The sequence below is a fragment of the Bacteroidales bacterium genome, from assembly GCA_031275285.1.
Classification (GTDB): Bacteria; Bacteroidota; Bacteroidia; order Bacteroidales; family UBA4181; genus JAIRLS01.
On sequence record JAISOY010000006.1, the window covers coordinates 1 to 3,547 of the forward strand.

At 41.6% G+C, this 3,547-nt stretch carries 3 protein-coding genes and 1 pseudogene; all 4 read right to left on the reverse strand.

All coding sequences use genetic code 11. The features are described from left to right. On the reverse strand, positions 1-1,004 hold a 1,004-nt coding region (locus LBQ60_00800), incomplete at its 3' end, for a glycosyltransferase (protein ID MDR2036440.1). A 24-nt stretch (positions 1,005-1,028) separates the two neighbouring features. Then, the gene (locus tag LBQ60_00805) at positions 1,029-2,321 is read right to left on the reverse strand and encodes a UDP-N-acetylmuramoyl-tripeptide--D-alanyl-D-alanine ligase (GenBank protein MDR2036441.1); all 1,293 of its coding nucleotides are present in this window, start codon (positions 2,319-2,321) and stop codon (positions 1,029-1,031) included. Positions 2,322-2,741: 420 nt separating this feature from the next. Then, a pseudogene (locus tag LBQ60_00810) lies at positions 2,742-3,047 on the reverse strand (hypothetical protein). Next, positions 3,044-3,547 (reverse strand): glycosyltransferase (locus tag LBQ60_00815; protein ID MDR2036442.1); only part of this gene is annotated, 504 nt, incomplete at its 5' end. The pseudogene LBQ60_00810 and the gene LBQ60_00815, both read right to left, overlap by 4 nt.

A 3,547-nucleotide genomic window follows, 5' to 3' on the forward strand; every position in this document is an offset into this window, starting at 1 on the left:
GCTACCCAATCGGATGTACGCCAGTCGGTATATTTTTTCAATCCTGTTTCCGCATTGCGGTAGTACTCTCTGCATCGTTGCAGCGAATCCGGAATCATTTTCGGGCAGTCTCGCCAAAAACAATCCAGATGGTATTGGGGGATGATATAGGAAGAATCTTTTACGTTGGATAGTAACGTGAAGGCCTCGGAATAAAGTCTGAAAATATTTACATACCACCAGCTTTTCAATACTGCATTTTCTTCTGAAAAATCCAACTGCTCGCCCAATGCAATCAATCGGTCGGTAACCCGGAATAAAGAGTCCAATCGCCTGAACAAACCGGTGGTGTGCATAACCGATTCTTCGTTTTGGCGGTAATAATAAAAATCAATGCCGGAAATTACCATCTTTGAAGCCTGATAAAGAACGACAGGAGTCCATAATTCGTCTTCATGCATGATACCTTCTTCAAAACGGGCCTGTATTTTTTGCAAATAGTTTCTACGGCAGATATATTTGAATGGCATGGGCAGGTAAAAACGGGTTTTAACCAACCGGATGAGAGCTTCCTTCCCCGTAAGTGTATTATCCGGAAAGTCTTTGGGAACATGCTTGAAGGGTCCATCCATACTTCCATCCTGATGGCATAACCATATATCCCCCATCACCACATCGGCATGATGTTCGGTCGCTTTTTGATACAATGCCGCTAATGAACCTTCTTTTACCCAGTCATCACCATCAAAAAAAGCAACGTATTCTCCTTGTGCTGCAACCAATCCCACATTACGAGCCGCCGAGGCTCCTCTGTTTTCCTGATGAATCACCTTGATGCGAGTATCTTTTTCCGCATATTCGTCGGCAATTGTTCCTGATCGGTCGGTCGAACCGTCGTTCACCAGAACGATCTCGATGCGAAGATTGCCCTGATGCAACAACGAGTCTATGCAAACAGGTAAATATTTTTCCGCATTATACACCGGAATAACGATCGACAGATCTGTATGATTGCATTTGTCCATATTGTATTGGAATTATGAATTTTCTTACAATAAATTTATGACCATCCCCAAATGAATTTTATTAGAGCCTTTAATCAGTACCTTATATCCTTGAAATGGATTTTCCGACAAATACCTGCCTAATGCTTCAACGTCAGGAAAACACGGATAGACAGAGTCGGTAGCCGAAAATTGATCTCCACAAAGAAGAACCTTCTCAAAACCATATTCATTAAGTTTCTCTATTATTTCAGCGTGTAGTTTCAAACTTTCTGCACCCAATCCAAGCATATCTCCTAAAATAACAGCCTTTGGCTTTGCCCCCAACGTAGAAAAGTTTGCCAAAGCAGCTTGCATACTGGTTGGATTTGCATTGAAGCAATCGATAATCAATTCGTTGCGTAGTGTTTTTTTCCACTGCGAACGGTGATTGGTAGGAACATAATCGCTAATAGCCCGGTTGATTTCCGTGGAAGGGACATCAAAATAAACTCCTATAGAAATTGCCGCTAATGCGTTCCATAGATTATAGTCTCCTGCTATATGGGTAGATACGGTGTGCCGCACTCCTGCATTTTCCCAATCGAAACAAAGACAAGGATCCGAACTTACTACTTGTCCGGATATAAAGGCATCTTTACTTTCACCATAAGAGATTTGCTCTAATCCTCCGGCAATAGTTTGAAGATACATATTTTCCTTATGGATAAATACCTTACCGCCCGATTGGCGCAGGTAATCATAAAGTTCACCTTTGGAACGGATTACTCCTTCAAATGAACCGAATCTGTCGAGATGTGCCAATCCTACATTGGTGATAATACCATAGTTCGGCCGGGCAACCCGGGCTGCTTCCCGTATCATTCCGGAACAACAGGCGCCCATCTCGATAACAGCCATTTCATGTTCGGGCTTCAGGCGCAACAACGTAAGCGACACGCCTAAAGAAGCGTTTTCGGAATCTGGTGTAAAAACCAGGTTATATTTGGTTGAAAGTACGGCGGCTGTCAGTTCTGTGGTCGTCGTCTTACCGCATGTTCCTGTAATGGCAATAACAGGTGTTTTTAGAATTTGGTGGTGATGGTTTGCCAATTGTTGCAAGGTTTGCAAGACATTGTCGACCAATATGTAGCGGTTGTCGGTTATTACTGTGGGATCATCTACGATAGCATAACGGCACCCTGCCTTTAATGCTTCTTCTGCAAATTTATTTCCATTTTTTGAATAGCTTTGTGTCGCAAAATAAAGAGAATCCGGCGTACACATCCGGCTGTTTATACAAATGTAAGGGTATTGTATAAAAAGCCGGTATAGATCAGAAACAGTCGTGTGTGTCACTCTCTGTTTTGAAAGCAAAGGAGGGTTATTTTTTATTAACCACGAACCCCAGAAATAATGAATGGCGGTGGCCTTTTGCAGTTTTCTTTCCAATAATTCTTCATCTGCTTTTCCATAGATATAATTTTGTACTTCATCTCTTGAAAAGGGAGATACTTGTTCAGCCGGGAGAATGTCTACAGTATCTTTATACGTATACTTTTCATAAAGGTTGGTTAGCATCTGTGAACCGGTTGTATTCAGCGCCTCCCTGTATTTATCTCCGGTATATGGAAAGGACGTGCTGTGCAAATGTGTAATAATATATTTGAAAAACGGATGACCGGGTGGTGTAATCATCAATGCATTATTAAAACAGACAGGTTTACCCAAAGAGCGATAGTGCTGTTCCGGTTCCATTGCAAAATAACATTTACTTTCGTCTGTTATATACTTGTCGAAAGGTTCCAGACATTCATAATCAAAATCTACATACATCCCTCCCATTTGGTAAAGGACCAGGTAACGGATTACATGCCAGCGTTGCACACTGTATGGATATCCGAAGTAGATATCAACTATTTCCGAAAAATAATCGTAGACAAAATCATCCAACCGGTTTTCTTCCCAAAACTCATACTTCCAGTCCGGATGATGTTCTTTCCACGTTTCACCTAACAGTTTATAAGAATCCCGCAAATATTCGGTACGTCCTTCCCAGATTTGGTGGATTATTTTGGGTATCATACGGATGAATATAAATGAATCATGTTTCGGCGAAATATTTCTGATGAATATTCCTTCAGATATTTTTTTCTTCCGTTTTCTCCCATCTCCCTTGCTTCTGCAGGATGTTGCATCAGATACAGTATCTTCTGCGCCAAAAACGATGTGTCTATTTCCACATTATCGGGCAATACGATGAGGGGTACTTTAAATCCGCAGGATTCATCCACTACCTCGTTTAGTCCCGATGTTGCCGTGGCTACAAGCGGCAATCCGTGCATCATCATCTCCACGGCTACATAGCCGAAAGGTTCGAACAACGAAGGCACAACACCAATATCTGCAATACGATACAATTCATACAATTCGTCTTTTTCTAATAATCCGGTAAAAGTTATTTTCGTGCAAATATTTTTTGCGTCCTGAAGGTAGGTGTCATAGCTCCCACTACCGGCGATTATCAAGCGAACTTCCGGATATTTTTCCACTATTGAACGAAACGCTTTAATTAGATAACTCAC